The sequence below is a fragment of the Winogradskyella epiphytica genome (assembly GCF_003217215.1).
Classification (GTDB): Bacteria; Bacteroidota; Bacteroidia; order Flavobacteriales; family Flavobacteriaceae; genus Winogradskyella; species Winogradskyella epiphytica.
On the sequence record NZ_QJTD01000002.1, the window covers coordinates 666,513 to 689,114 of the forward strand.

Annotated in this window: 18 protein-coding genes; 11 read left to right on the top strand and 7 right to left on the bottom strand. The window is 34.4% G+C overall.

Translation table 11 applies throughout. The annotated features are described in order from the left end of the window. Positions 1 to 24: 24 nt before the first annotated feature. Positions 25 to 1,527 carry an aminotransferase class V-fold PLP-dependent enzyme gene (locus tag DFQ11_RS08115; protein ID WP_110475348.1) on the bottom strand — a complete coding sequence of 501 codons (1,503 nt, stop codon included), beginning with the start codon at positions 1,525 to 1,527 and terminating at the stop codon, positions 25 to 27. 104 nt (positions 1,528 to 1,631) lie between these two features. Next, positions 1,632 to 3,020: a phosphoglucosamine mutase gene (gene glmM, locus DFQ11_RS08120; RefSeq protein ID WP_110475349.1), complete on the bottom strand. Its 1,389-nt coding sequence runs from the start codon at positions 3,018 to 3,020 to the stop codon at positions 1,632 to 1,634. A 79-nt stretch (positions 3,021 to 3,099) separates the two neighbouring features. Between glmM and DFQ11_RS08125 the strand changes: the two genes are divergently transcribed. The 4 genes from DFQ11_RS08125 to DFQ11_RS08140 all read left to right on the top strand — a co-directional run bounded on the left by DFQ11_RS08125 (position 3,100) and on the right by DFQ11_RS08140 (position 7,171). Beyond that, on the top strand, positions 3,100 to 3,702 hold the full coding sequence (locus DFQ11_RS08125) for an acyl carrier protein phosphodiesterase (RefSeq protein ID WP_110475350.1): 603 nt from the start codon (positions 3,100 to 3,102) through the stop codon (positions 3,700 to 3,702). Beyond that, positions 3,699 to 5,405, top strand: coding sequence for a gamma-glutamyltransferase (ggt, locus tag DFQ11_RS08130; RefSeq protein WP_110475351.1), 1,707 nt, complete (start codon positions 3,699 to 3,701; stop codon positions 5,403 to 5,405). The genes DFQ11_RS08125 and ggt overlap by 4 nt, the downstream gene beginning before the upstream one ends. Before the next feature lie 43 nt (positions 5,406 to 5,448). Further along, a complete protein-coding gene (locus DFQ11_RS08135) occupies positions 5,449 to 6,348 on the top strand; it encodes an ATP-grasp domain-containing protein (protein ID WP_110475352.1) in 900 nt (299 codons plus the stop codon). Between the two features lie 91 nt (positions 6,349 to 6,439). Further along, positions 6,440 to 7,171: a hypothetical protein gene (locus DFQ11_RS08140; RefSeq protein WP_110475353.1), complete on the top strand. Its 732-nt coding sequence runs from the start codon at positions 6,440 to 6,442 to the stop codon at positions 7,169 to 7,171. Positions 7,172 to 7,211: 40 nt separating this feature from the next. Here the strand turns inward: DFQ11_RS08140 and DFQ11_RS08145 are convergent, their stop codons facing one another. From DFQ11_RS08145 to DFQ11_RS15285, 4 genes are all read right to left on the bottom strand, one after another. Then, positions 7,212 to 7,736 (bottom strand): hypothetical protein, encoded by a 525-nt coding sequence (locus DFQ11_RS08145; RefSeq protein ID WP_110475354.1) that lies wholly within the window; start codon positions 7,734 to 7,736, stop codon positions 7,212 to 7,214. Between the two features lie 38 nt (positions 7,737 to 7,774). Next, a complete protein-coding gene (locus DFQ11_RS08150) occupies positions 7,775 to 8,536 on the bottom strand; it encodes an NYN domain-containing protein (protein WP_110475355.1) in 762 nt (253 codons plus the stop codon). A gap of 326 nt (positions 8,537 to 8,862) precedes the next feature. Beyond that, a complete protein-coding gene (locus DFQ11_RS08160) occupies positions 8,863 to 9,270 on the bottom strand; it encodes a DUF2452 domain-containing protein (protein ID WP_110475357.1) in 408 nt (135 codons plus the stop codon). A 167-nt stretch (positions 9,271 to 9,437) separates the two neighbouring features. Continuing rightward, a complete protein-coding gene (locus tag DFQ11_RS15285) occupies positions 9,438 to 9,575 on the bottom strand; it encodes a hypothetical protein (protein ID WP_189342993.1) in 138 nt (45 codons plus the stop codon). Positions 9,576 to 9,772: 197 nt separating this feature from the next. Between DFQ11_RS15285 and uvrA the strand changes: the two genes are divergently transcribed. The 7 genes from uvrA to DFQ11_RS08195 all read left to right on the top strand — a co-directional run bounded on the left by uvrA (position 9,773) and on the right by DFQ11_RS08195 (position 21,271). Next, the gene (gene uvrA, locus DFQ11_RS08165) at positions 9,773 to 12,607 is read left to right on the top strand and encodes an excinuclease ABC subunit UvrA (RefSeq protein WP_110475358.1); all 2,835 of its coding nucleotides are present in this window, start codon (positions 9,773 to 9,775) and stop codon (positions 12,605 to 12,607) included. Between the two features lie 163 nt (positions 12,608 to 12,770). Continuing rightward, a complete protein-coding gene (locus DFQ11_RS08170; protein WP_110475359.1) occupies positions 12,771 to 12,938 on the top strand; it encodes a lmo0937 family membrane protein in 168 nt (55 codons plus the stop codon). 170 nt (positions 12,939 to 13,108) lie between these two features. After that, a complete protein-coding gene (locus DFQ11_RS08175) occupies positions 13,109 to 13,795 on the top strand; it encodes an LOG family protein (RefSeq protein WP_110475360.1) in 687 nt (228 codons plus the stop codon). A gap of 28 nt (positions 13,796 to 13,823) precedes the next feature. Next, a complete protein-coding gene (locus DFQ11_RS08180) occupies positions 13,824 to 15,116 on the top strand; it encodes a T9SS type A sorting domain-containing protein (RefSeq protein WP_110475361.1) in 1,293 nt (430 codons plus the stop codon). A gap of 65 nt (positions 15,117 to 15,181) precedes the next feature. After that, the gene (locus tag DFQ11_RS08185; protein ID WP_233487599.1) at positions 15,182 to 17,956 is read left to right on the top strand and encodes a gluzincin family metallopeptidase; all 2,775 of its coding nucleotides are present in this window, start codon (positions 15,182 to 15,184) and stop codon (positions 17,954 to 17,956) included. A 313-nt stretch (positions 17,957 to 18,269) separates the two neighbouring features. Next, positions 18,270 to 20,681, top strand: coding sequence for an alpha-ketoacid dehydrogenase subunit alpha/beta (locus tag DFQ11_RS08190; RefSeq protein WP_110475363.1), 2,412 nt, complete (start codon positions 18,270 to 18,272; stop codon positions 20,679 to 20,681). A gap of 113 nt (positions 20,682 to 20,794) precedes the next feature. Further along, positions 20,795 to 21,271 (top strand): hypothetical protein, encoded by a 477-nt coding sequence (locus DFQ11_RS08195; RefSeq protein WP_110475364.1) that lies wholly within the window; start codon positions 20,795 to 20,797, stop codon positions 21,269 to 21,271. Between the two features lie 62 nt (positions 21,272 to 21,333). Here the strand turns inward: DFQ11_RS08195 and DFQ11_RS08200 are convergent, their stop codons facing one another. After that, on the bottom strand, positions 21,334 to 22,491 hold the full coding sequence (locus DFQ11_RS08200) for a THUMP domain-containing class I SAM-dependent RNA methyltransferase (RefSeq protein ID WP_110475365.1): 1,158 nt from the start codon (positions 22,489 to 22,491) through the stop codon (positions 21,334 to 21,336). Between the last annotated feature and the right edge of the window lie 111 nt (positions 22,492 to 22,602).

Below are 22,602 nucleotides of genomic sequence, written 5' to 3' on the forward strand. Positions count from 1 at the left end.
GTCGTGATAATATCTCGTATACTATTACAAATCGAACCACACATCAACATCAGTTACCGTGCAAGGTTTGTTAGCAAGTGACTTATGAATAAACTCGTTGTTCGATCTTGAATATTCGTAGTCTTCTGCCCAAGATTTATGATTCTTTGCTAGTTCAATAATACTATCGCAAACATATTCAATTTCTTCATTCGTCGTTGTAGGGTGAATAGACATACGAATCCAACCTGGTTTGCGTACTAAATCTCCAATAGAAATTTCATTTGTTAATTCGTTGGATGTTTGCTGATCTACATGCAATAAAAAGTGACCATAAGTACCTGCACAGCTACAACCGCCACGAGTTTGAATTCCGAATTTATCATTTAAGAGTTTCACACCTAAATTATAGTGTAAATCGTCTATATAAAATGAAATTACACCTAAACGATTCTTATGCTGACCCGCAAGAATATTAATATTAGGAATATCATCTAATTTGTTGAATATAATTTGAAGCAGTTCATGCTCACGTTTCAACATATTATTTACTCCCATTTGTTCCTTTAATCGGATGGAAAGTGCGGTTTTTATAGTTTGAAGAAATCCTGGAGTTCCTCCATCTTCTCTATCTTCAATATTGTCGATATACTTATGTTCGCCCCAAGGATTCGTCCAACTTACGGTTCCTCCTCCCGGACAATCAGGAATCATATTTTTATACAGTTTCTTATTGAACACCAATACTCCTGAAGTTCCTGGTCCACCTAAGAATTTATGAGGTGAAAAGAAAATCGCGTCTAATTGCGCATCCTCATCAGCAGGATGCATATCGATATTGACATAAGGTGCTGAACAAGCAAAATCTACAAAACAAACACCGCCATGCTTGTGCATTAATCTTGCGACATCATGATGCGGAATTTCAATTCCTGTAACATTAGAGCCTCCAACAATTGAAGCGATTTTCAAGGTACACTCTTTATATTGCTCTAATAAAACTTCTAAATTCTTCAAACAGAATAAACCATCTTCATCTGGTGGCACTACCTCAACTCTCGCTATTGTTTCTAACCAAGTGGTTTGATTAGAATGATGCTCCATATGTGAAATAAAAACCACAGGACGCAATTCTTCAGGAACTTGGGTAAATTCTTTTAAGTTTTCAGGAACTTTTAATCCTAAAATACGTTGAAATTTATTGACAACACCCGTCATTCCGTTACCTGAAACAATCAGAATATCATCTTCATTGGCATTTACATGCTCTTTAATAATGTGCTTAGCCTTATGATATGCTTTGGTCATGGCAGTCCCAGAAACCGTAGTTTCCGTATGCGTATTTGCCACAAAAGGACCAAAACTATTGGTCAAACGTTCTTCAATAGGCCTGTATAAACGACCTGAAGCTGTCCAATCTGTATATATAATTTTTTGTTCGCCATAAGGGGACACAAAGGTTTGGTCTTGACCAATAATATGTTTTCTGAACTGTTTAAAGTAGGCTTCTAAATCAGTGTTTTCAGTTGTAATAGTTTCAGAAATCATTATGCTTTCTTTTTTATGTAATAACTTTCAAAATTATGGAATTCGTATCATCTAATAGAGCAAAGTACAAGGTTAGTTCAATTCTGCTCTATAACATCGAAATCCTAAATATTAGCCACAGCTTTTATTTCAGCTATAATTTTATCGGCCAAATTATCTGCTTCCACTTGTGATGGCGCTTCTGTATAGATTCGAATTATTGGTTCGGTATTACTCTTACGTAAATGCACCCAACTATTAGCGAAGTCGATTTTAACACCATCTACCGTGTTTATGTTATCATGACTGTAATTCGCTTCCATAGTTTTTAAAATCCCATCAACATCTAATCCAGGCGTCAATTCTATTTTTTTCTTACTCATAAAGTAATTTGGATAGCTTGCTCTAAGCGCACTAACTTTCATGTCTTTTTCGGCAAGTAAACTTAAAAATAAAGCCACGCCAACTAAAGCATCACGTCCATAATGAGATTCTGGATAAATGATTCCTCCGTTGCCTTCACCACCAATAATGGCATTGTTTTTCTTCATTAAAGCAACTACATTCACTTCTCCAACAGCACTGGCTTCATAGGTGCCACCATGCTTTTCGGTAATATCTCTTAACGCTCTTGTAGAACTCATATTACTCACTGTACTTCCTGGAGTTTTACTCAATACATAATCTGCACAGGCTACAAGTGTGTATTCTTCACCAAACATCTCGCCATTTTCGTCCATAAATGCCAAACGATCTACATCTGGATCTACAACAATTCCGAAATCAGCACGCTCGTCAACCACTGCTTTTGCTAAGTCACCTAAATGCTCTTTCAAAGGTTCCGGGTTGTGAGGAAAATGTCCTGTTGGATCACAATACAATTTCACAGGCTCCACACCTAAACGCTCTAATAATAATGGAATAGCGATTCCTCCTGTTGAGTTGACACCATCAACCACCACTTTAAAATTAGCATCTTTAATGGCCTTTGTATTTACTAATGGCAACTTTAAAACCTCATCAATATGTATATCGATATAAGCGTCGTTTTTTGTGATTTTTCCAAGATCATCCACCTCAGCGAAATTCATGGTATTAGATTCAGCGATTTCTAAAATCTTTTGTCCTTCGGCACCATTCAAAAACTCTCCTTTCGCATTTAAAAGCTTTAAAGCATTCCATTGTTTTGGATTATGACTTGCTGTTAAAATTATACCACCATCAGCATATTCCATAGGTACAGCGATTTCAACCGTTGGCGTTGTCGACAACCCTAAATCAATCACGTGAATTCCTAAACCAACTAAGGTATTCATAACTAATTTCTGAATCATTTCTCCAGAAATACGAGCATCACGTCCAACGACCACTCTATAAGTATCTTTATTGCGTTGTTGTTTTATCCAAGTGCCATACGCAGCGGCAAACTTAACCGCATCTATAGGCGTTAAATTCTCGTCAACTGGACCTCCAATTGTACCTCTGATTCCTGATATAGATTTTATTAGTGTCATAAATAATTAGTTTTTAGCAAATATAAAGAGATATACGCTTTATAACTATTTTGTGATTATGAATTTGTAAATTCGAAGCATGAATTTTCTCGCGCATATATACCTTTCAGGAGATAATAAATTAGTCACAATCGGCAACTTTGTTAGTGATGGAGTAAGAGGCAATAAATACAAATTGTATCCTCCCGAAATTCAAGCTGGCATAGTTCTACATCGTCATATAGATACCTTTACAGATGCGCATCCTATTTTTAGACAGAGCACTAAACGACTTCATCCCGCTTATGGACATTATAGCGGTGTCATCATAGATATTTTTTACGATCATTTTTTAGCCAAAAACTGGGAGACATACTCCGATATTCCTTTAGCCGATTATGTCGCTGATTTTTATAAAAGTTTAAACGAAAATATTGATATTCTACCACAACGATTTCAGCAACTCACACCAATTATGATTGAAGGTAATTGGTTATTGAGTTATGCCACAATTGAAGGTATTCAACTTGTTTTAAATGGTATGAACCGTCGAACAAAAGGGCGTTCTAAAATGAATGAAGCCACAAAAGAACTCCAAGAACATTATGAAGACTTTGAAAAAGAATTTACTTTGTTTTTTGAAGAGCTTATCGATTATAGTACCCAGAAACGTTTAGAGATTGAAAAACAATTTAACTTATGAAACATTTATTTACCCTATTATTCCTCAGTACTTTATGCTTTACAAGTTGTAAAGAGAATGTAACAACACCAGAACCTGTAGCGAACAAACGAGGTATAATTACTCAAAATGCCATGGTAGTTAGTGCTAGAAAAGAAGCTTCACAAATTGGCTCTGACATTTTAAAAATGGGAGGAAATGCATTTGATGCTATGATGGCTACAGAAATGGCTTTAGCGGTTACTTATCCTTATGCCGGAAACCTTGGAGGAGGAGGCTTTTTAGTTTATCGTTTAGCTGATGGAACAAAAGGCGCATTAGATTATAGAGAAAAAGCACCATTAGCAGCTACTAAAAACATGTATCTCGACGAAGATGGTGAAGTCATTAAAAACAAAAGTACAATCGGAAGTATGGCCGTTGGGATTCCTGGAACCATAGCTGGTATTTTTGAAGCACAAAAGCGTTTTGGAAAACTTGAGGTGGCCACGATTTTAAAACCTGTTATTGAATTAGCTAAGAACGGCTATCATATCACAGAAAAACAAGAGAAACGTATAGCAAGTTATGATAGTTTGTTTAAAGCCGTGAATGGAAAAACCATTCTATATAACAACAGTTTAAAAGCTGGCGATAAGATTTCAAATAAAGAGTTGGCAAGTACTCTTCAACGCATTTCAGACTATGGTCGTGATGAGTTTTATAAAGGTGAAACCGCGAAGAAACTAGTAAAATATTTTCAAGCTAAAGGAAGTATAATTACCATGGAGGATTTAGCCAAATACGAAGCTAAATGGAGAGATCCTGTTTCATTTCAATATGATAATTTAACGGTAACTTCTATGTCGCCACCTTCGTCTGGTGGAATTTGTTTAAATCAAATCATGACGATGATTGAACCATTTAACCTAAAGGAATACGGACATAATTCCCTGAAAACTATTCAGGTGATGGTTGAGGCTGAAAAACGAGCTTATGCCGATAGAGGTTACTATTTAGGTGATCCAGACTTTGTTGAAATTCCTTTGGAAACTTTAACCAGCGACGTCTATCTTCAAGAGCGAATGCAAAACTTTTCGTTTAAAAGTCCGACTCCTATCGATTCTATTTCGCATGGTAAAATTGAAGGCTACGAAAGTGACGAAACTACCCACTACTCTATCGTAGATTCTTTTGGAAATGCCATTGCGGTGACCACTACAATTAATGGTGGTTATGGCTCTCTGCTATACGTTGATGAATTAGGTTTCTTTCTAAATAATGAAATGGATGATTTTAGCAGTAAACCAGGAACTCCTAATTATTATGGATTAATTGGTGCTGAAGCTAACAGTATTGCTCCTGAAAAACGTATGCTGAGCTCTATGACGCCTACTATTTTAGAAAAGGACGGGGAGTTTTATATGACGCTTGGAACACCAGGTGGATCGACAATAATTACTTCTGTCCTTCAAACCATCTTAAATGTTCATGAGTTTGAATTAACCATGCAAGAAGCCGTAAGTGCTCCTCGTTTTCATAACCAGTGGTTACCAGATGAAATTCGTATGGAACCAAATTCTTTTGACCGTAAATTAGTTGATGATTTAACCGCACTTGGTTATCATGTGAATGAATCGCGCTCACCGATTATAGGAATTGTAAACGGTATTTTAATGCTCGAAGACGGAACTCTTGAAGGTGGCGCCGATCATCGTGGAGACGATACTGCCGTTGGTTTTTAATCATAAATACCTACTTTATAACAACTCTTAAATTGAATTATTTATGACACAATTTGACGTCATCGTCCTAACAGATCATCGCTACCTCAATGACAGTAACGAACCGTATAAACACAATGTCTTCTACGAAGATTCTTTGGTTTTAAAAGCACTAGAAGCTGAAGGTTTAATAGTGGATAGAAAAGCTTGGGATGATGCCTCTTTCGATTGGTCAACCACCAAATCTGTAATGTTTCGAAGTACTTGGGATTATTTCGATCGTTTTGATGAATTTTCAAAATGGCTAAATAAAGTTAAAACCCAAACCACCTTAATCAATTCAGAACAACTCATTCGTTGGAATATTGATAAACACTATCTTTTAGATTTAAATAAAAATGGAATTCACATTCCTGAAACTAAGTTTTTAGAAGTTGGCACAAGCGATTCACTACAAAAGTTGCATGAAGAATTAGGATGGACTGATACGGTTTTAAAACCTTGTGTATCTGGTGCAGCTAGACATACCTATAAGTTGAATTCAGAAAATTTAGAGGAACATGAAACTATCTTTTCAGAGTTGATACAATCTGAGGCCATGATGTTACAGCCATTTCAACATAAAATCGTGTCAGAAGGTGAAATCTCAATGATGGTTTTTAATGGCCAATATACCCACGCTATTTTGAAACAAGCTAAAGCAGGTGATTTTAGAGTTCAAGATGATTTTGGTGGTTCTATCTATGAGTATTTACCAACTGCAGCGGAAATCGAATTTGCAGAACAAGTGGTTAAGGCCTGTCCGGAAATGCCTTTATATGCGCGAGTTGATGTGTTTACAGATAATACCGATCAATTAGCTGTTTCAGAAGTAGAACTTATAGAGCCAGAACTTTGGTTTAGAAAACATCCTGAAGCCGCAAATGTTTTAGCTAAAGCCGTAAAAGAAGCATCATTTATATAATATCTTAGGACTGAGTATTCGAGAATTATTTAACTGAGGTATCTCCTATGGAATAATTCATTTAGTTTTGCAACAATCAATTCATACATAAGTGGCCAAGAAATCAACCTTAAAAAAGACCTTAAAAATAATAGGAGGTTTAATCGTATTCTTTACCTTACCATCACTCTTGTTTTTCGGGTTTTTATACCTAAAGTACGATGAAGATATACCAACAGGCCAACAAGGTCCAAAAGCAGATCAATTAGCGACACAAATGTTAAATGCCTTAAATGAAGAAGCCTATTTAAACACGGATTATTTAGAGTGGACATTTAAAGGCAAACACCATTATAAATGGTATAAGTCGGAACATACATGTGAAGTCTCTTGGGAGCACTTTACCGTTATATTAGATTTAAAAAACTCCAAAAACTCGAAAGTTTTTGTCGCAGACCAAGAATACAACGGGATTGAAAAACAAGACTATATTAAAAAAGCTGAAAACTACTTTAACAACGATTCTTTTTGGTTAGTAGCTCCATATAAAGCTTTTGATAATGGTACGGAGCGTCGTTTGGTTAAAACTGAAGATAATAAAGAAGCACTTCTAGTTACTTATAAGTCTGGCGGAACTACACCTGGAGACTCTTATTTATGGCATTTTGATGATCAAGGAAAACCGAAAAGCTTTCAAATGTGGGTAGATATTTTACCTATTGAAGGACTTGAGGCAACATGGGAGAATTGGATAACCACAGAAAGTGGAGCAGAACTTCCAACCTTTCATAAATTCTTACTCTTCGGATTAGAGCTAGATAATATAAAAGGCTTGCAGTTATAAACTACAAGCCTTAATTTCTAAATCTATTTAATGGTTTAGTCTATTTAGACCTTTGCCCTACAAATTGCTGACTCTTTAATTTAAACAACACATTGAAGCTAGTTAAGCTCCCATAACTCCTTGTAATATATTGCTGAAGGTCAATCTTCTCTTGTTCCTCTAAATTACTCGAGTTGATCTTTTGCTCCATAACGCGCAGACGATCACGAACCATAGTAATTTTATGAAAAAACGTATCAATTGGAATCTCCTTACCTTGTAAACTCGTATCTCCTGGCTCCATTATAAGCTTTCCTCCTTTCCATTTGTCGGCAATTGTTACTACTTCAGAAACATCCGACCATTTCTTTAAAATTGATTTCAAACTACGTTCTACTTCAAAGAAGCTGACCGTATCCACTTCGTCTTCAGCCGCTTCAATAATTTCAAACTCCGCATCTATTTCTATCGTTTCTAATCCGTTCTCAATAAACGTTACCCAATAGTGCTTCGAGGTCACATTAGTCACAACGCCTTTTCCAAATTCTGAATGGTTAATTCTTGAACCTATACCAAGTAATTTCATGTGTTTAATTCTATATATTGACTGTATTTATAAAATACCTACTTTTTCTTTCCTTTTGATTTTTCCTCTTTAATTTTTACATAGATTAACTTTAATCGTCCTTTTGAATCTTCACGTCTTTCAATTTCAAACTCAGGAATGGAATTAATCAAGGGGGTTAATTTCTGGAAACCATAATTTCTGGAATCGAAATTAGGTTGTTTCTTTTGAAGTAAACTTCCAACATCTCCTAAGAATGCCCAACCGTCATCATCAGCCACGTCATCTATGGTAGTAGCTATAAATTTGATTTCTTTAGGTGTTATCTTATCGACATCACTTTTAGAATTTGAAGATTTAGCGGTTGACTCGGAATTATTTTCTTCACTTGAAGATTTTAAAATTTCGATATAAATAAATTTATCACAAGCAACGATAAACGGATTAGGTGTTTTCTTTTCTCCAATTCCGTAAACTGCCATTCCAGCCTCACGTAAACGAGTGGCTAAACGTGTAAAATCGCTATCACTAGACACTAAACAAAAACCATCTACCTTTTCTGAATATAAAATATCCATAGCATCGATAATCATGGCAGAATCGGTAGCATTTTTTCCTGTGGTATAACCGTATTGCTGAATTGGAGTAATAGCATTTTCTAACAATAAATTTTTCCATTTAGACAAATGAGGTTTTGTCCAGTCGCCATAAATTCGTTTTATAGTTGGATTGCCGTATTTCGCAATTTCCTCCATCATTTCTTTTACATATGCCGATGGAATATTATCACCATCAATAAGTACCGCTAATTTTAAATCCATAAATTTTTCAAAATATTGTTTAAGCCTTAAATATAGTAGCTTTAAAGTAAAAAACCACTCGATTTCGAGTGGTTTTATTAATCTTTAGTATTGTGTTTAGGTTCGTTTCGCTTTTTTAGCAATTTTATCAGCCTTTTTTTCTTTAGCCGTTTTCGCTGGCTCTTTTTTTACTGATTTCTTAGCATCTTGTGATTTTGCCATGGTGTTGAAGTTTTACGCTTACGCTTTAAATTATAGTCTAAATGTAGTGAAAATAATGGCACAAAACTTATTCTAAGGTCTTCAATACCATTTATTGAAATACAATTATTTCAAACTCAAATGAACTATTCCTCAACCTTCTTCCAAATAAGCTCACTGTTTAATAAAAAACTACCTATATAATCAAAGTTACAATTGCTTGGAGCAATAATAGATAAAAATGGCTGGTCGTTTTTATCCCGATATAAATGATAGGTCTCACCAATTAATGGTTCAAAACTATAGCGCGAATTATAAACAAGATTATTGTACTCGAGCTCTTTCATCATTTTTTCATACTCCGCCTTTAATTCTAAATATTTAGCTTTTATCTGTTTATTGGCCTTATTGATATTTCTTGTTTTCCATGTAGAATTATCGGTGACTTGTATAGCTGGTGCTCCAATATTAGTTCCATAAGGTTTTAGAGCCGCATCATAACCTTGTGTCTCTTCATTAAAAACTATCGAATCTGGCTTTTTATTATCTGACATATTAATACACTCTTTTAATGAGGATAAAATTAAATTCAATTTAAAGAATGTAAAATATAAAAAGATGAGATGAAACAAAACATCTGACCATTATAAATACAAACTCACCTATTATCCTTTATGAAAGCAATATGTAATTTCATCTACAAGCCTATCTTTCTGAAGTATTAAAACATATCAAACACAAAACCTAATAACCAATAGAGGATCAAGAAAACAACAATGGTTCCAATACAACCACACTTTCCTCCTCCAATTTTCTTTGCGCCCCAGGCGGCTCCAATAAATTTTAAAATTCGTTCCATATTACTGTTTTTATTTTCTATTTCAACTCAATGGTAAATTTATACAGGAATTACTGAAGTTATGTACTGTAATCGATTAAAAGAGTGCTCATTTCACAAATTGAGCATTGTTGATGTGATATTCGCTAACATTAAATTAACAACTATAATTTGTACCTTTGCACTCTTGAAAAAAAAAACAGGAGGTTTATTCATTTATGAGCAAATTCGATGATTCTATTGAGGTTAAAGGAGCAAGAGTTCACAACCTGAAAAATATTGATGTAACTATTCCAAGAGAAAAATTAGTGGTAATAACTGGTTTATCTGGGAGTGGTAAATCATCATTGGCTTTCGACACCATTTATGCCGAAGGGCAACGTCGTTATATTGAAACTTTTTCGGCCTATGCACGTCAGTTTTTAGGGAGTTTAGAACGTCCCGATGTAGATAAAATCGATGGACTTTCTCCTGTTATTGCTATAGAACAGAAAACGACCAGCAAATCTCCTCGCTCTACAGTAGGTACAATTACTGAAATTTACGACTTTTTGCGATTGTTATACGCAAGAGCTGCTGATGCCTACAGTTTTGAAACTGGAGAAAAAATGGTGAGCTATAACGATGAGCAAATCAAAGACCTTATACTAGAGTCTTATAAAGGTAAACGAATTAATATACTATCGCCTGTTATTCGTTCTCGTAAAGGGCATTACAGAGAATTATTTGAGCAAATCGCCAAACAAGGTTTTGTTAAAGTTAGAACTGATGGCGAAATAGTGGATATCACAAAAGGTATGAAGCTCGACCGCTACAAGACTCATGATATTGAAATCGTAATTGATCGACTAAAAATAGATGATAATCAAGATAACGAAAAACGCTTAATAGAATCCATAAACACCGCCATGTATCATGGAGACGATGTGTTAATGGTAATTGATCATGACACCAATGAACCTCGCTATTTTAGTCGAAACTTAATGTGTCCAACTTCTGGCATTTCGTATCCCAACCCGGAACCTAATAATTTCTCTTTCAATTCACCCAAAGGCGCTTGTTTAAATTGTAATGGTATTGGTGAATTATATGTGGTAAACGAACGTAAGCTTGTACCAGATGAATCTCTTTCTATCAAAGCTGGAGCACTAGCACCTCAAGGTCCACAAAAGAAAAGTTGGATTTTCAAACAGTTTGAAATAATTGCACAACGATTTGATTTCTCATTAAGTGATCCTTGGAGTGAAATTCCGGATGAAGCTAAGCAAATTATTCTCTACGGTGGAAAAGATAAATTTACAGTTGAGAGTAAAATATTAGGAGTCACCAGAGATTACAATATCGACTTTGAAGGTGTTGCCAACTTTATAGAGAATCAATACAACTCCAATACAACCTCCTTAGTCCGATGGGCTAAAGAGTATATGGACAAGATAGAATGTCCTGTTTGCGAAGGAACACGATTGCGAAAAGAATCGCTTTATTTTAAAGTAGATGGTAAAAACATCGGCGATTTAGTAAATATGGATATTGTTGAATTAGAACAATGGTTTGAAGGATTAACCAATCGATTATCTTCTAAGCAACAACAGATATCTGCTGAAATTATTAAAGAAATCCGAAATCGAATTCAGTTTCTATTAGGTGTGGGCTTAACCTACCTTAGTTTAAACCGAAGCTCCAAATCACTTTCAGGTGGTGAAGCACAACGTATTCGATTGGCCTCTCAGATTGGTTCGCAATTGGTAGGCGTACTTTATATTTTAGATGAACCAAGTATTGGTTTACACCAACGTGATAATGAAAAATTAATCAATTCCTTAATTTCACTTAGAGATGTTGGTAACTCCGTCATTGTGGTTGAACATGATAAGGATATGATTGAACGTGCCGATCATGTGATAGATATTGGACCATTTGCAGGAAAACATGGTGGTGAAATAATTAGTCAAGGCACTCCAAAAGAACTTCTAAAAGAAAACACGCTTACGGCGGCGTATTTAAACGGTACCAAAGAAATTGAAATCCCTAAAAAGCGTCGAGAAGGAAACGGCAAATCTTTAGTTTTAAAAGGCTGCACAGGAAACAATTTAAAAAATGTAGATATTGAGATTCCTTTAGGTAAAATGATTGGCGTCACGGGAGTTTCGGGAAGTGGTAAATCGACCTTAATCAACGAAACCCTCTATCCTATTCTAAATGCACATTATTTTAATGGCGTTAAAAAACCAATGCCTTACAAAAGCATAACAGGTTTAGAGCATTTAGACAAAGTGATTGACATTAATCAATCTCCAATTGGCAGAACTCCAAGAAGTAATCCAGCAACTTATACGAAGACTTTCGACGAGATCAGAAGCCTTTTTGCCAAGATACCTGAGGCAATGATTCGAGGTTATAAACCCGGGCGTTTTAGTTTCAACGTTAAAGGAGGTCGTTGCGAAACCTGTCAAGGTGGTGGTTTAAGAGTAATAGAAATGAATTTCTTACCAGATGTTTACGTAGAATGTGAAACTTGTCAAGGTAAACGCTTTAATCGTGAAACTCTAGAAATTCGATATAAAGGAAAATCGATTAGTGATGTTCTAAATATGACCATTGAAGAAGCTGTAGGCTTTTTTGAACATATTCCAAAAATCCACAGAAAACTCAAAACTATTAAAGATGTTGGCTTAGGCTATATTTCATTAGGTCAACAAAGTACCACACTTTCGGGTGGAGAAGCTCAGCGTATTAAACTCGCGACTGAATTAAGTAAAAGAGATACAGGTAATACCTTCTATATATTAGACGAACCAACGACGGGATTACATTTTGAAGATATCAGAGTCTTAATGAAAGTTCTGAATAAGCTAGCGGATAAAGGAAATACAGTATTGATTATTGAACACAATTTAGACGTCATTAAAACGGTAGACTATATTATTGACATAGGTTATGAAGGCGGAAAAGGTGGCGGAAAAGTTGTTGCCAAAGGAACACCGGAGGAAATCGTAAAGAATAAAAAAAGCTATACCGCCAAATTCTTGAAAAAAGAATTAGAAGCTAAATAAGTATTAACTAGATCTAAGAATTTGTTTAAAAAATCAATTCTTCTAGATTTCGGCATCATTATTAATTGATTTACTAATATCATTAACGCAATTGATTAACACTCATGAATGTACGGATATATTTCATACCTTGTAGGTATTAACAACAAAAACCTTAAACATTATGAAAAATATTCTTTGGCTAGTCGCAGTAATCGCAATCATTGTATGGTTATTAGGATTATTAGGAATTGTTCCTGGATTAGGATCTAGTAGTTTAATCCACATCTTACTTGTAATTGCAGTAATCATTATTTTGTACAACATTATATCGGGTAGAAAACCACTATAAACCCATAAAGATTTTTATTATAAGCGTATCGATTTATTTCGGTACGCTTATTTTTTTGCTATTATTCTACAAATTAGCTCAATTTACCTTAACTTTGGAAGTCTTATTTTTTAGATAAAGCCATAGTAACTTATGGCTTTTATAGTGTAATATTAAATCATATAAGTTTTATGCATAAAGAAATTAACAGTAAAAGGTGGAACGAAATAAAATCAAATGACTCTTGGGCGATTTTTAAAATCATGGGTGAATTTGTCAATGGTTATGAAAAACTAAGCAAAATCGGACCTTGCGTTTCTATTTTTGGGTCAGCTAGAACCAAACCTGATCATAAATACTACAAACTAGCGGAAGAAGTTGCTCAAAAAATAGTAGATAATGGTTATGGTGTAATTACAGGTGGCGGACCTGGAATTATGGAAGCTGGAAATAAAGGTGCTCATATCGCAGGTGGTACATCTGTTGGTTTAAACATAGAACTTCCTTTTGAACAACATGACAATCCTTATATAGATTCAGATAAAAGCTTAGACTTTGACTATTTCTTCGTACGTAAGGTTATGTTTGTTAAATACTCTCAAGGCTTCGTTGTAATGCCTGGAGGCTTTGGTACTTTAGATGAATTATTCGAAGCTATCACGCTTATCCAAACACATAAAATTGAAACATTCCCTATCATACTTGTAGGTACAGAATTTTGGGGTGGTTTATTTGAATGGATTAAAACAACTTTACTAGATGCTGGAAATATTAGTGCGTCTGATTTAGATTTAATTCACGTAGTAGATACCACAGATGAGGTAATTGATATCCTAAACGATTTCTATAAAGAATATGACTTAAGTCCAAATTTCTAAGAAAACTATCTTATTGAAATTCACTGCTATGAAAAAGAAAAGGTTAGTTTTCTTTACTTTGTTTTTATGTGCTATTTTTCATGTTCCTGCACAAGAAACAGTAAAGGTTATGTTTTATAATTTACTAAACTACCCTTTAGAAGATGCAGTGCCTAATCGTGAAGTCGATTTAGCTTATATATTAGCTGACTATCAGCCGGATTTATTTTATCAGCCGGATTTATTTTTAGTCTGTGAGCTAAACAATTTGACAGGAGCGATAGATATTTTAAATATCACACAAACAGTAGTTAGTTCTGAATTTGAAATGGCAAATTTCATTCCGAATTCATCCGATGATTTGAGTGGGGATCAAAATGATTTACAGAACATGTTCTTCTATAATAGCTCGAAATTTAGTTTGGAAGAACAAATTATTGTTCCCACCTACTTAAGGGACTTTAATGTTTATCGCATTAAATTAAATACAGTTAATCAGGATACAGACCCTATTGAGATTTACGTTATAGTTTGCCACTTGAAAGCTTCAAGTGGCACCTATAACGCTCAAAAACGTTTTGAGATGGTTTTAGACTTACAAGACTTTCTAACCACCTTACCTGCAGATACTAATATCCTTTTAGGTGGAGATCTGAATGTTTATACAGTTTCGGAACCCGCTTTCCAAACATTACTAAGTGATAGTAACAATATTGCACTAATAGATCCAGTCAACAGACTTGGAAACTGGCATAATAATTCTAGTTATATTGATGTGTTTACACAATCTACTCGTACACAGTCTGGAATGGGTGGTGCTTCAGGTGGTTTCGACGATCGTTTTGATTTTATCTTAACCTCCGAAAACATGATTAATAATTCAAATATAACTTATGTTCCAGAGTCTTATCAATCTTACGGAAATAACGAACTAGAATCCTGTAGAAATCGAGCGATCAATTCCACTGATTGTGGCACAGCAGATTCACCGTTTTCTTATGAACTCAGAAATGCAATTCATAACTTTAGCGATCATCTTCCAGTGACCTTGTCTTTAGAAACAGAAGCTACATTTTTAAGTGTTCACGAGTTTACTCCATCAAATCGTTTCGCTTTAGAATCTACTATTATAAATGAAAATTTAATACTCACTATTGAAGCTTCTGAATTGTACAATCAAGGTTTGTTTATCTATAATAATTTAGGACAAATGGTGAAATCAGTTCAATTAAATTCAGACGTTACACAACAAATTAATGTTTCAGATTTGAGTGATGGGATGTATTTTCTAAACGTCTCTAACAGCAATACCAATCCAATTAAATTTATAGTTTCTAATTGAATAATTATCAGTTTATTGCAGTCCTTTTTCTTTTTTTCAGCTGCTCTATTGTGGCTCAAAACCGTATGGAGATAAAGGCCAATATTCAAGTAGAAACGAAAACGATTTCCGTTGAGCAGTCTATTATTTATAAAAACACCACTTCAGACACCCTCAAAACCATCTATTTAAATGATTGGAATAATAGTTATTCGACCAAAACCACACCTCTAGCAAAGCGCTTTGAAGAAGAATTTAGCACCAAATTTCATTTAGCTAAAAGTGAAGAACGTGGTTTCACCGTAGTTACTTCAATGAAAGATAATATCACCAATATTCCTTTAGAATTTGAACGCTTAAAAGAGCATCCCGATGTATTAAAAGTCAAATTAGACCTTCCTTTATTGCCTAATGAATCTTATACCATAAGTCTCAACTTCTTACTTATGATTCCTGATGCATCATTTACAGGTTACGGTTATACTAAATCAAAAGATTTCGACCTAAAATATTGGTATATCACACCTGCTGTATATGATGGCAAATGGCATTATTACAGTAATAAAAATTTGGATGATCTCTTTATCCCAAAATCTGACATCGTTCTTAGCATCACACACCCAAGAAATTATAGAGTAACTTCTGAGTTGGATTTTAAATCAATGGAAGTTAATAACGATAATAGAGCGCAAACCACAATATTATCAGGAAAGGATCGTATTGACACCTATTTATCTTTACACAAATTTCCACCATATCGTTTTGTACAAACCGATGATTTTATACTAATTTCAGATATTAGTGAAAAAGGATTAACAAGCACTGCTAAAGCCATATTAACAGACAAAATAACGCGATATCTCAGCACACATCTCGGTGAATATCCACATAAGCAACTATTGGTAACTGCTATAGATTACAATAAAAATCCGCTATACGGTCTTAATCAATTACCTGATTTTTTCAGGCCCTTTCCGGACGATTTTCAATACGAGTTAAAACTTCTTAAAACAGCCTTAAAAAAATACATAGACAATGTTCTACTTCTTCACCCTAGAGATGAACATTGGTTGAGCGAAGGCTTGCAAATCTATTATCTCATCAAATATGTTGAAGAATATTATCCCGATATGAAATTATTTGGATCTTTAGCTGATATATGGGGAATACGTTCATTTCATGCGGCCGATTTAAAATTCAACTTTCAGTATTTCTTATATTCCATGGAAATTGCTCGAAAGAATAGAGACCAACCGCTAACAACGGCAAAAGATTCTTTAACCAAGTTTAATAGCAATATTGCGGGTAAATATAAGGCTGGAGTTGGGTTAAATTACTTAGACCAGTTTACAGAAGACATCAACTTATCTGATCTTATAACAGAATTTGTTCATAAAAATCAATTGAAACCCACTACTATTAATGATTTTAGAAAATTTATAAGTTCAAAGACAAATAAAGACATTAATTGGTTTTTTACCGACTACGTAAACACTCGGAAAAAGATTGATTTTAAAATTAAATCTGTAGAAACCACAGAAGACTCAATAATACTCACATTAAGAAACAAGAGAAACAACAGCATGCCGGTTTCTGTTTATAAGCTAAAAAATGATACGGTTACAGATGTCTTGTGGGTTGAGAACATTATAGGAACTAAAACCATTAGTCTTCCAAAAGACGATACTGAAAAGTTTGCCTTAGACTACGATAATGTGATACCAGAATATAATCAGCGTGATAATTACAAAGCGGTCAACGGCTCTTTTCTAAACGATAAACCATTACAAGTTAGATTATTTAAAGATGTTGAAGACCCTAACTACAATCAGCTTTTCTTTATGCCTTTAGTAGAGTTCAATAATATTTATGATGGACTAACTTTAGGAGCTAAAGTGTATAACAAGACGCTATTGCGTAAAAAATTAAATTATAGATTTTCACCACAATATGGAACACGATCAAAATCATTAACTGGTTCAACCTCTATATATTATACTCACAATCTTGAAAACAGAAATCTCTTTGATATAACTTATGGGATTTCTGCAGGTTATCAATCCTTTGCGAAAGATGCCTACTTTACAAGAATACGACCATCTATAACATTTAGCTTTAGAGATGATACAGACTTTAGATCAAATAAAGTTGATCAAATTATGGCCAGATATGTGAGTATCGATAGGGAAATTGGTGATTTGGCAACCGTGGTTATTGATGAACCAGATTACGGAGTTTTCAACCTTCGTTATACCCATTCCAATCCTGGAATTATAAATTACTCCAGGTTTAATACAGACTTTCAATTAGCTGATAAATTTAGTAAGCTTTCCGTTAATTATGAATTCAGAAAACTTACGAAAAGCAATAGAAATATAAATTTAAGAATTTTTGCAGGTGTCTTTTTAGGAAATAACTCAGATCCAAATTCAGATTATTTTAGCTTTGCCTTAGACCGTCCTACAGATTATTTATTCGATTTAAATTATTTAGGACGTTCTGAAAATGCTGGAATATTTAGTCAACAGATTATCATTGCTGAAGGTGGTTTTAAATCAAAATTAGAAACGCCCTTCGCTAATCAATGGATGACCACTGCCAATTTTAGCACATCTATATGGCGCTATATCCAAGTATATGGAGATTTAGGTATGGTGAAAAATAAATTCAGCAACCCAAAATTCATGTATGATTCTGGGATCAGATTAAGTTTAGTCGAAGATTATTTTGAAGTTTACTTCCCTATCTATTCCAACCTTGGCTGGGAAATTGGTCAACCTAACTACGATCAAAGTATACGTTTTATGTTTACAGTAGACCCTCAAGTTCTCCTAGGTCTTTTCAGAAGAAAGTGGTATTAACAGATTCGTACTGAAATGTTAAAATACCTAACTCAGTTGCATAATTATCAATAAAACAACAATTTCTTTACGAATAATACAATATTATAACACCAAAGACTATTGCACCAAATTATAAATTTTCGTACTTTTGTTGGGCTTAATAAAATTCTAAAATGAAGGTTTTTAAAACCTGATATAATTCTTTTAAGCTTTATAAACTAAAAGCTCAACCCTAACCATAGTGTTGTTTATAATTTAAATTAAAAGAGAAGTAATCGACTTATGCGGTTACTTTGAAGTTTATCAAGATTAACACTTAAATTCTGCCTAAATGAAAACAAACCCTAACACAAAAACTGAGATTACTTTTGAAGATTTTAAAGCTGAAGTTTTAAAGGATTATGAACTTACTGTAACCAGTCGAGAATGTAGTCTTTTAGGTCGTAGAGAAGTGTTAACTGGTAAAGCGAAATTTGGAATTTTTGGAGACGGTAAAGAGGTTCCACAATTGGCTTGGGCAAAATCTTTTAAAAATGGTGACTTTAGATCTGGATACTATAGAGATCAAACCTTTATGATGGCCATTGGCGAGTTAACAATTGAACAGTTTTTCGCTGGTCTTTATGCCAATACCGATTTAAAAGATGAACCAATGTCTGCTGGAAGACAAATGGGTGGCCATTTTTCTACGCATAGTTTAGACGATAATGGCAATTGGAAAAACTTGACCGAACAAAAGAATTCAAGTTCTGATATTTCTCCTACTGCAGGACAAATGCCTCGCTTATTAGGATTGGCACAAGCATCTAAAATATACCGAAAAGTAAAAGGTATAGATACAACTAATTTTTCCAAAGAAGGAAATGAGATAGCATGGGGAACTATTGGTAATGCCAGTACAAGTGAAGGCCTATTTTTTGAAACTATAAATGCTGCGGGTGTTCTACAAGTCCCAATGGTAATTAGTATTTGGGATGATAACTACGGTATTTCTGTACATGCTAAACATCAAACAACTAAAGAAAATATATCCGAAATATTAAAAGGTTTCCAACGTGATGAGAACGCTAAAGGTTATGAAATCTTTAGAGTTGACGGTTGGAATTACCCTGAGTTAATTGATACTTACCAACGCGCTGCGAAAATTGCTCGTAAAGAACATGTTCCTGTTATGATTCATGTTCAAGAGTTAACTCAACCTCAAGGCCATTCAACATCAGGGTCTCATGAGCGTTATAAATCTAAAGAGCGTTTAGCTTGGGAAACTGAGTACGACTGTAATGCACAGATGCGTCAGTGGATGATTGCAAATAATATTGCTACGGATGAAGAGCTTACGGAATTAGAAAAATCAATTAAAAAAGCAGTAAGAGATGGCAAAAAATCCGCTTGGTCTGCTTTCATCAACCCAATAATAGAAGAGCGTTCAGAAGCACTTGCTCTATTAGATCAATTAGCCGCCACAAGTGCAAATGCCGTGTTTATCACGAAACTAAGAAATGATTTAGCACAGATAGGCGAGCCTCTGAGAAAAGATGTTCTTTCTATATCGCGTAAGGCACTGCGTTATGTGATTTCTGAAGATTCAAATGAAAAAACAGCACTTCAAAATTGGATTACGAATTATATAAATACCATTCAACCTAAATACAGTTCTCACTTACATAGTGAATCTGAATTAAATGCTTTAAATCAATCGGAAGTTGTTCCTACTTATGATGAAAATGCTGAAGTCGTAGATGGACGTATTGTTTTAAGAGACAACTTTGATGCACTATTCAATAAATACCCTGAAGCATTAATCTTTGGAGAAGACGCCGGATATATTGGCGATGTGAACCAAGGTTTAGAAGGTTTGCAAGAAAAATATGGTGTACTAAGAGTTTCTGATACAGGAATTAGAGAAGCGACTATTGTTGGTCAAGGAATAGGAATGGCCATGCGTGGATTAAGACCTATTGCTGAAATTCAATACTTAGATTATATCATGTATGCGCTTCAAATTATGAGTGATGATTTGGCAACGGTTCAATATAGAACTAAAGGTCGTCAAAAAGCACCATTAATTGTAAGAACTCGCGGACACCGTTTAGAAGGTATTTGGCATTCAGGTTCTCAAATGGGTGGTATATTGAACCTAGTTAGAGGAATACACGTATTAGTACCACGTGACATGACTAAAGCTGCTGGTTTTTATAATACATTATTAGAGAGCGATGAACCTGCTTTAGTAGTTGAATGCTTAAACGGTTATAGACTTAAAGAGAAATTACCTAATAATATTGGCGAATTTAAAACACCTATTGGAGTCGTTGAAACACTTAGAGAAGGTGAAGATATTACTTTAATCTCTTATGGCTCTACCCTACGATTAGTAGAGGAAGCGGCTAAAGAATTGCAGGAAGTTGGTATTGATGCTGAAATTATTGATGTACAGTCTTTATTACCATTTGACCTTAATCATGATATTGTAAAGAGTATTGCTAAAACAAATCGTGTGATGGTTATTGACGAAGATGTTGAAGGTGGTGCTTCAGCCTATATTCTAGACCAAGTATTAAACAAACAAAATGCCTATCAGTTTTTAGATAGTCAACCTAAAACATTGGCGGCTAAGCCACACAGACCGGCTTATGGATCTGATGGTGATTACTTCTCAAAACCTTCTACAGAAGATATTTTTGAAGCAGTTTACAATGTTATGCACGAAACAAATCCTACTAATTTCCCGAAATTGAGATAATTTTCACTTGGTGAAATAAACATAAAAAAGCAGTCTATTCATTGGTAATAGACTGCTTTTATTTTTGGCTTATCCTAACTTCTAAATCTTAGAAAATAGTTTAATTTTATATTATGAAGATTGAATCAATAGTTACTATAAAAAAGGAATTAAAACACCTTCCTAAGGAAGAGCTTTTGGAATTGTGTTTACGTCTAGGAAAATTCAAGAAAGAAAATAAAGCACTCCTCACCTATTTACTGTTCGAAGCTCATGATGAAGACGGTTATATTGCAAGCGTTAAATTAAGTTTAGACGAACTGTTTGAAGGCATCAATACCGATAGTTATTTCTATATGAAAAAAACAATTCGAAAGATATTAAGACAAATACGGGTTTATAGTCGCTATTCTCTAAAGAAAACTACGGAAGTTGAACTTCTTCTCTATTTCTGTGAACGTTTAAATGAATTAAAACCGTCAATACATAAAAACATCACTTTGAGTAATTTGTATGAACGCCAAATTCTTTCAATTAAGAAAAAGATAAGCGTATTACATGAAGACTTGCAGTATGATTATAATATGCAATTAGAAGAATTAGAGTCTTAAGGCAATTTTAAGCAAGAAATTCTATAAAAACTTTTACTAAATCAACTATAACTCAATACTACCTATTGTTTCTTGGCCTTTCGGCTTCCTTCATACATTTCGTATTTCACTAATCTCGCCTCAAGCTTCGCGTTAAATACTTTTATTTTTCTTGAAGGTCTAAGTCCAACAAATTTTAAAGCTTCCAGATTAGATGTAATCAACCAAGCATTCGTATTAGGGTAACCGTGCTTTAATGTCGAACCAATATTCGCATAAAATTCTTCAACATTTAAGTTTTCTAATCGCTCTCCATATGGAGGATTAAAAACCATATGAAGTTTTTCGTCACCACCTTTTTGAGTTTTAAAGAAATCTTCATGCTGAATATGAATGAATTCATCTAAATGTGCATTCTTTATGTTTTCTTTTGCCTTAGCTACTGCCGACGGCGACTTGTCGTAACCAATAATTTTATGATGAAAATCACGCACTTTCTTCATTAAAGAATCCTCGATCTTTTCAAACAAATCCACATCCCAATCTTCCCAACGCTCAAAAGCAAATTCCTTGCGCATTAGGTTTGGTGGAATATTACAAGCAATCATAGCGGCTTCGGCCAACATGGTTCCACTACCACACATAGGATCCATAAAATCCGTTTGTCCGTCCCAACCACTCATTATAATTAAACCAGCTGCTAAAACCTCGTTAATAGGTGCAATATTTGTAGCTGATTTATACCCACGTCGATGCAAAGATTCCCCAGATGTATCTAAGGAAATTGTACAAACTCTACGATCTATATGTACGTTAATTTTTAAATCCGGAAAACGTAAATCAACATCTGGACGCACACCTCCATTTTCTCTAAATCTATCAACAATCGCATCCTTTGTTTTTAAAGCGGTGTATTGTGAATGGGTAAAAACACTGTTATGTACTGTAGCATCAACAGCTAAAGAACCAGTAGGTTTTAAATAATCTTCCCATTTAATAGCTTTTACATTTTTATAGAGGTCTTCTTCTCTATTAACTCTAAAGGAATGTATAGGTTTTAAGATTTTTATGGCAGTTCTAATGCCGAGATTCGCTTTATACATAAAGCCTTTGTCTCCAACGAAACTCACATTCCTAACACCCTTCTCCACATTCATGGCTCCAAGCTGTGTAAGTTCCTTTGCTAAAATATCTTCGAAGCCAAATAAAGTTTTGGCGACCATCTTAAAATTATTGTCCATCTGTTCCTCTAAATAAATTGCAAAAATACAGTATTTTTGCAGGATGCAATCCTAATTTTTTACTTTGGATGCCTCGCAACCCAACTTTAATTAAAAGTTGTGCATACCTTT

What these genes read in the sequence shown, in the direction of transcription:
- DFQ11_RS08135 (WP_110475352.1), top strand. Translation starts at nt 5,449, where the DNA reads ATGACACAATTTGACGTCATCGTCCTAACAGATCATCGCTACCTCAAT.
- DFQ11_RS08175 (WP_110475360.1), top strand. Translation starts at nt 13,109, where the DNA reads ATGCATAAAGAAATTAACAGTAAAAGGTGGAACGAAATAAAATCAAAT.
- DFQ11_RS15285 (WP_189342993.1), bottom strand. Translation starts at nt 9,575, where the DNA reads ATGGAACGAATTTTAAAATTTATTGGAGCCGCCTGGGGCGCAAAGAAA.
- DFQ11_RS08115 (WP_110475348.1), bottom strand. Translation starts at nt 1,527, where the DNA reads ATGATTTCTGAAACTATTACAACTGAAAACACTGATTTAGAAGCCTAC.
- DFQ11_RS08185 (WP_233487599.1), top strand. Translation starts at nt 15,182, where the DNA reads ATGGAGATAAAGGCCAATATTCAAGTAGAAACGAAAACGATTTCCGTT.
- DFQ11_RS08190 (WP_110475363.1), top strand. Translation starts at nt 18,270, where the DNA reads ATGAAAACAAACCCTAACACAAAAACTGAGATTACTTTTGAAGATTTT.
- DFQ11_RS08195 (WP_110475364.1), top strand. Translation starts at nt 20,795, where the DNA reads ATGAAGATTGAATCAATAGTTACTATAAAAAAGGAATTAAAACACCTT.
- DFQ11_RS08170 (WP_110475359.1), top strand. Translation starts at nt 12,771, where the DNA reads ATGAAAAATATTCTTTGGCTAGTCGCAGTAATCGCAATCATTGTATGG.
- DFQ11_RS08160 (WP_110475357.1), bottom strand. Translation starts at nt 9,270, where the DNA reads ATGTCAGATAATAAAAAGCCAGATTCGATAGTTTTTAATGAAGAGACA.
- glmM (WP_110475349.1), bottom strand. Translation starts at nt 3,020, where the DNA reads ATGACACTAATAAAATCTATATCAGGAATCAGAGGTACAATTGGAGGT.
- DFQ11_RS08200 (WP_110475365.1), bottom strand. Translation starts at nt 22,491, where the DNA reads ATGGACAATAATTTTAAGATGGTCGCCAAAACTTTATTTGGCTTCGAA.
- DFQ11_RS08145 (WP_110475354.1), bottom strand. Translation starts at nt 7,736, where the DNA reads ATGAAATTACTTGGTATAGGTTCAAGAATTAACCATTCAGAATTTGGA.
- DFQ11_RS08180 (WP_110475361.1), top strand. Translation starts at nt 13,824, where the DNA reads ATGAAAAAGAAAAGGTTAGTTTTCTTTACTTTGTTTTTATGTGCTATT.
- uvrA (WP_110475358.1), top strand. Translation starts at nt 9,773, where the DNA reads ATGAGCAAATTCGATGATTCTATTGAGGTTAAAGGAGCAAGAGTTCAC.
- DFQ11_RS08150 (WP_110475355.1), bottom strand. Translation starts at nt 8,536, where the DNA reads ATGGATTTAAAATTAGCGGTACTTATTGATGGTGATAATATTCCATCG.
- ggt (WP_110475351.1), top strand. Translation starts at nt 3,699, where the DNA reads ATGAAACATTTATTTACCCTATTATTCCTCAGTACTTTATGCTTTACA.
- DFQ11_RS08125 (WP_110475350.1), top strand. Translation starts at nt 3,100, where the DNA reads ATGAATTTTCTCGCGCATATATACCTTTCAGGAGATAATAAATTAGTC.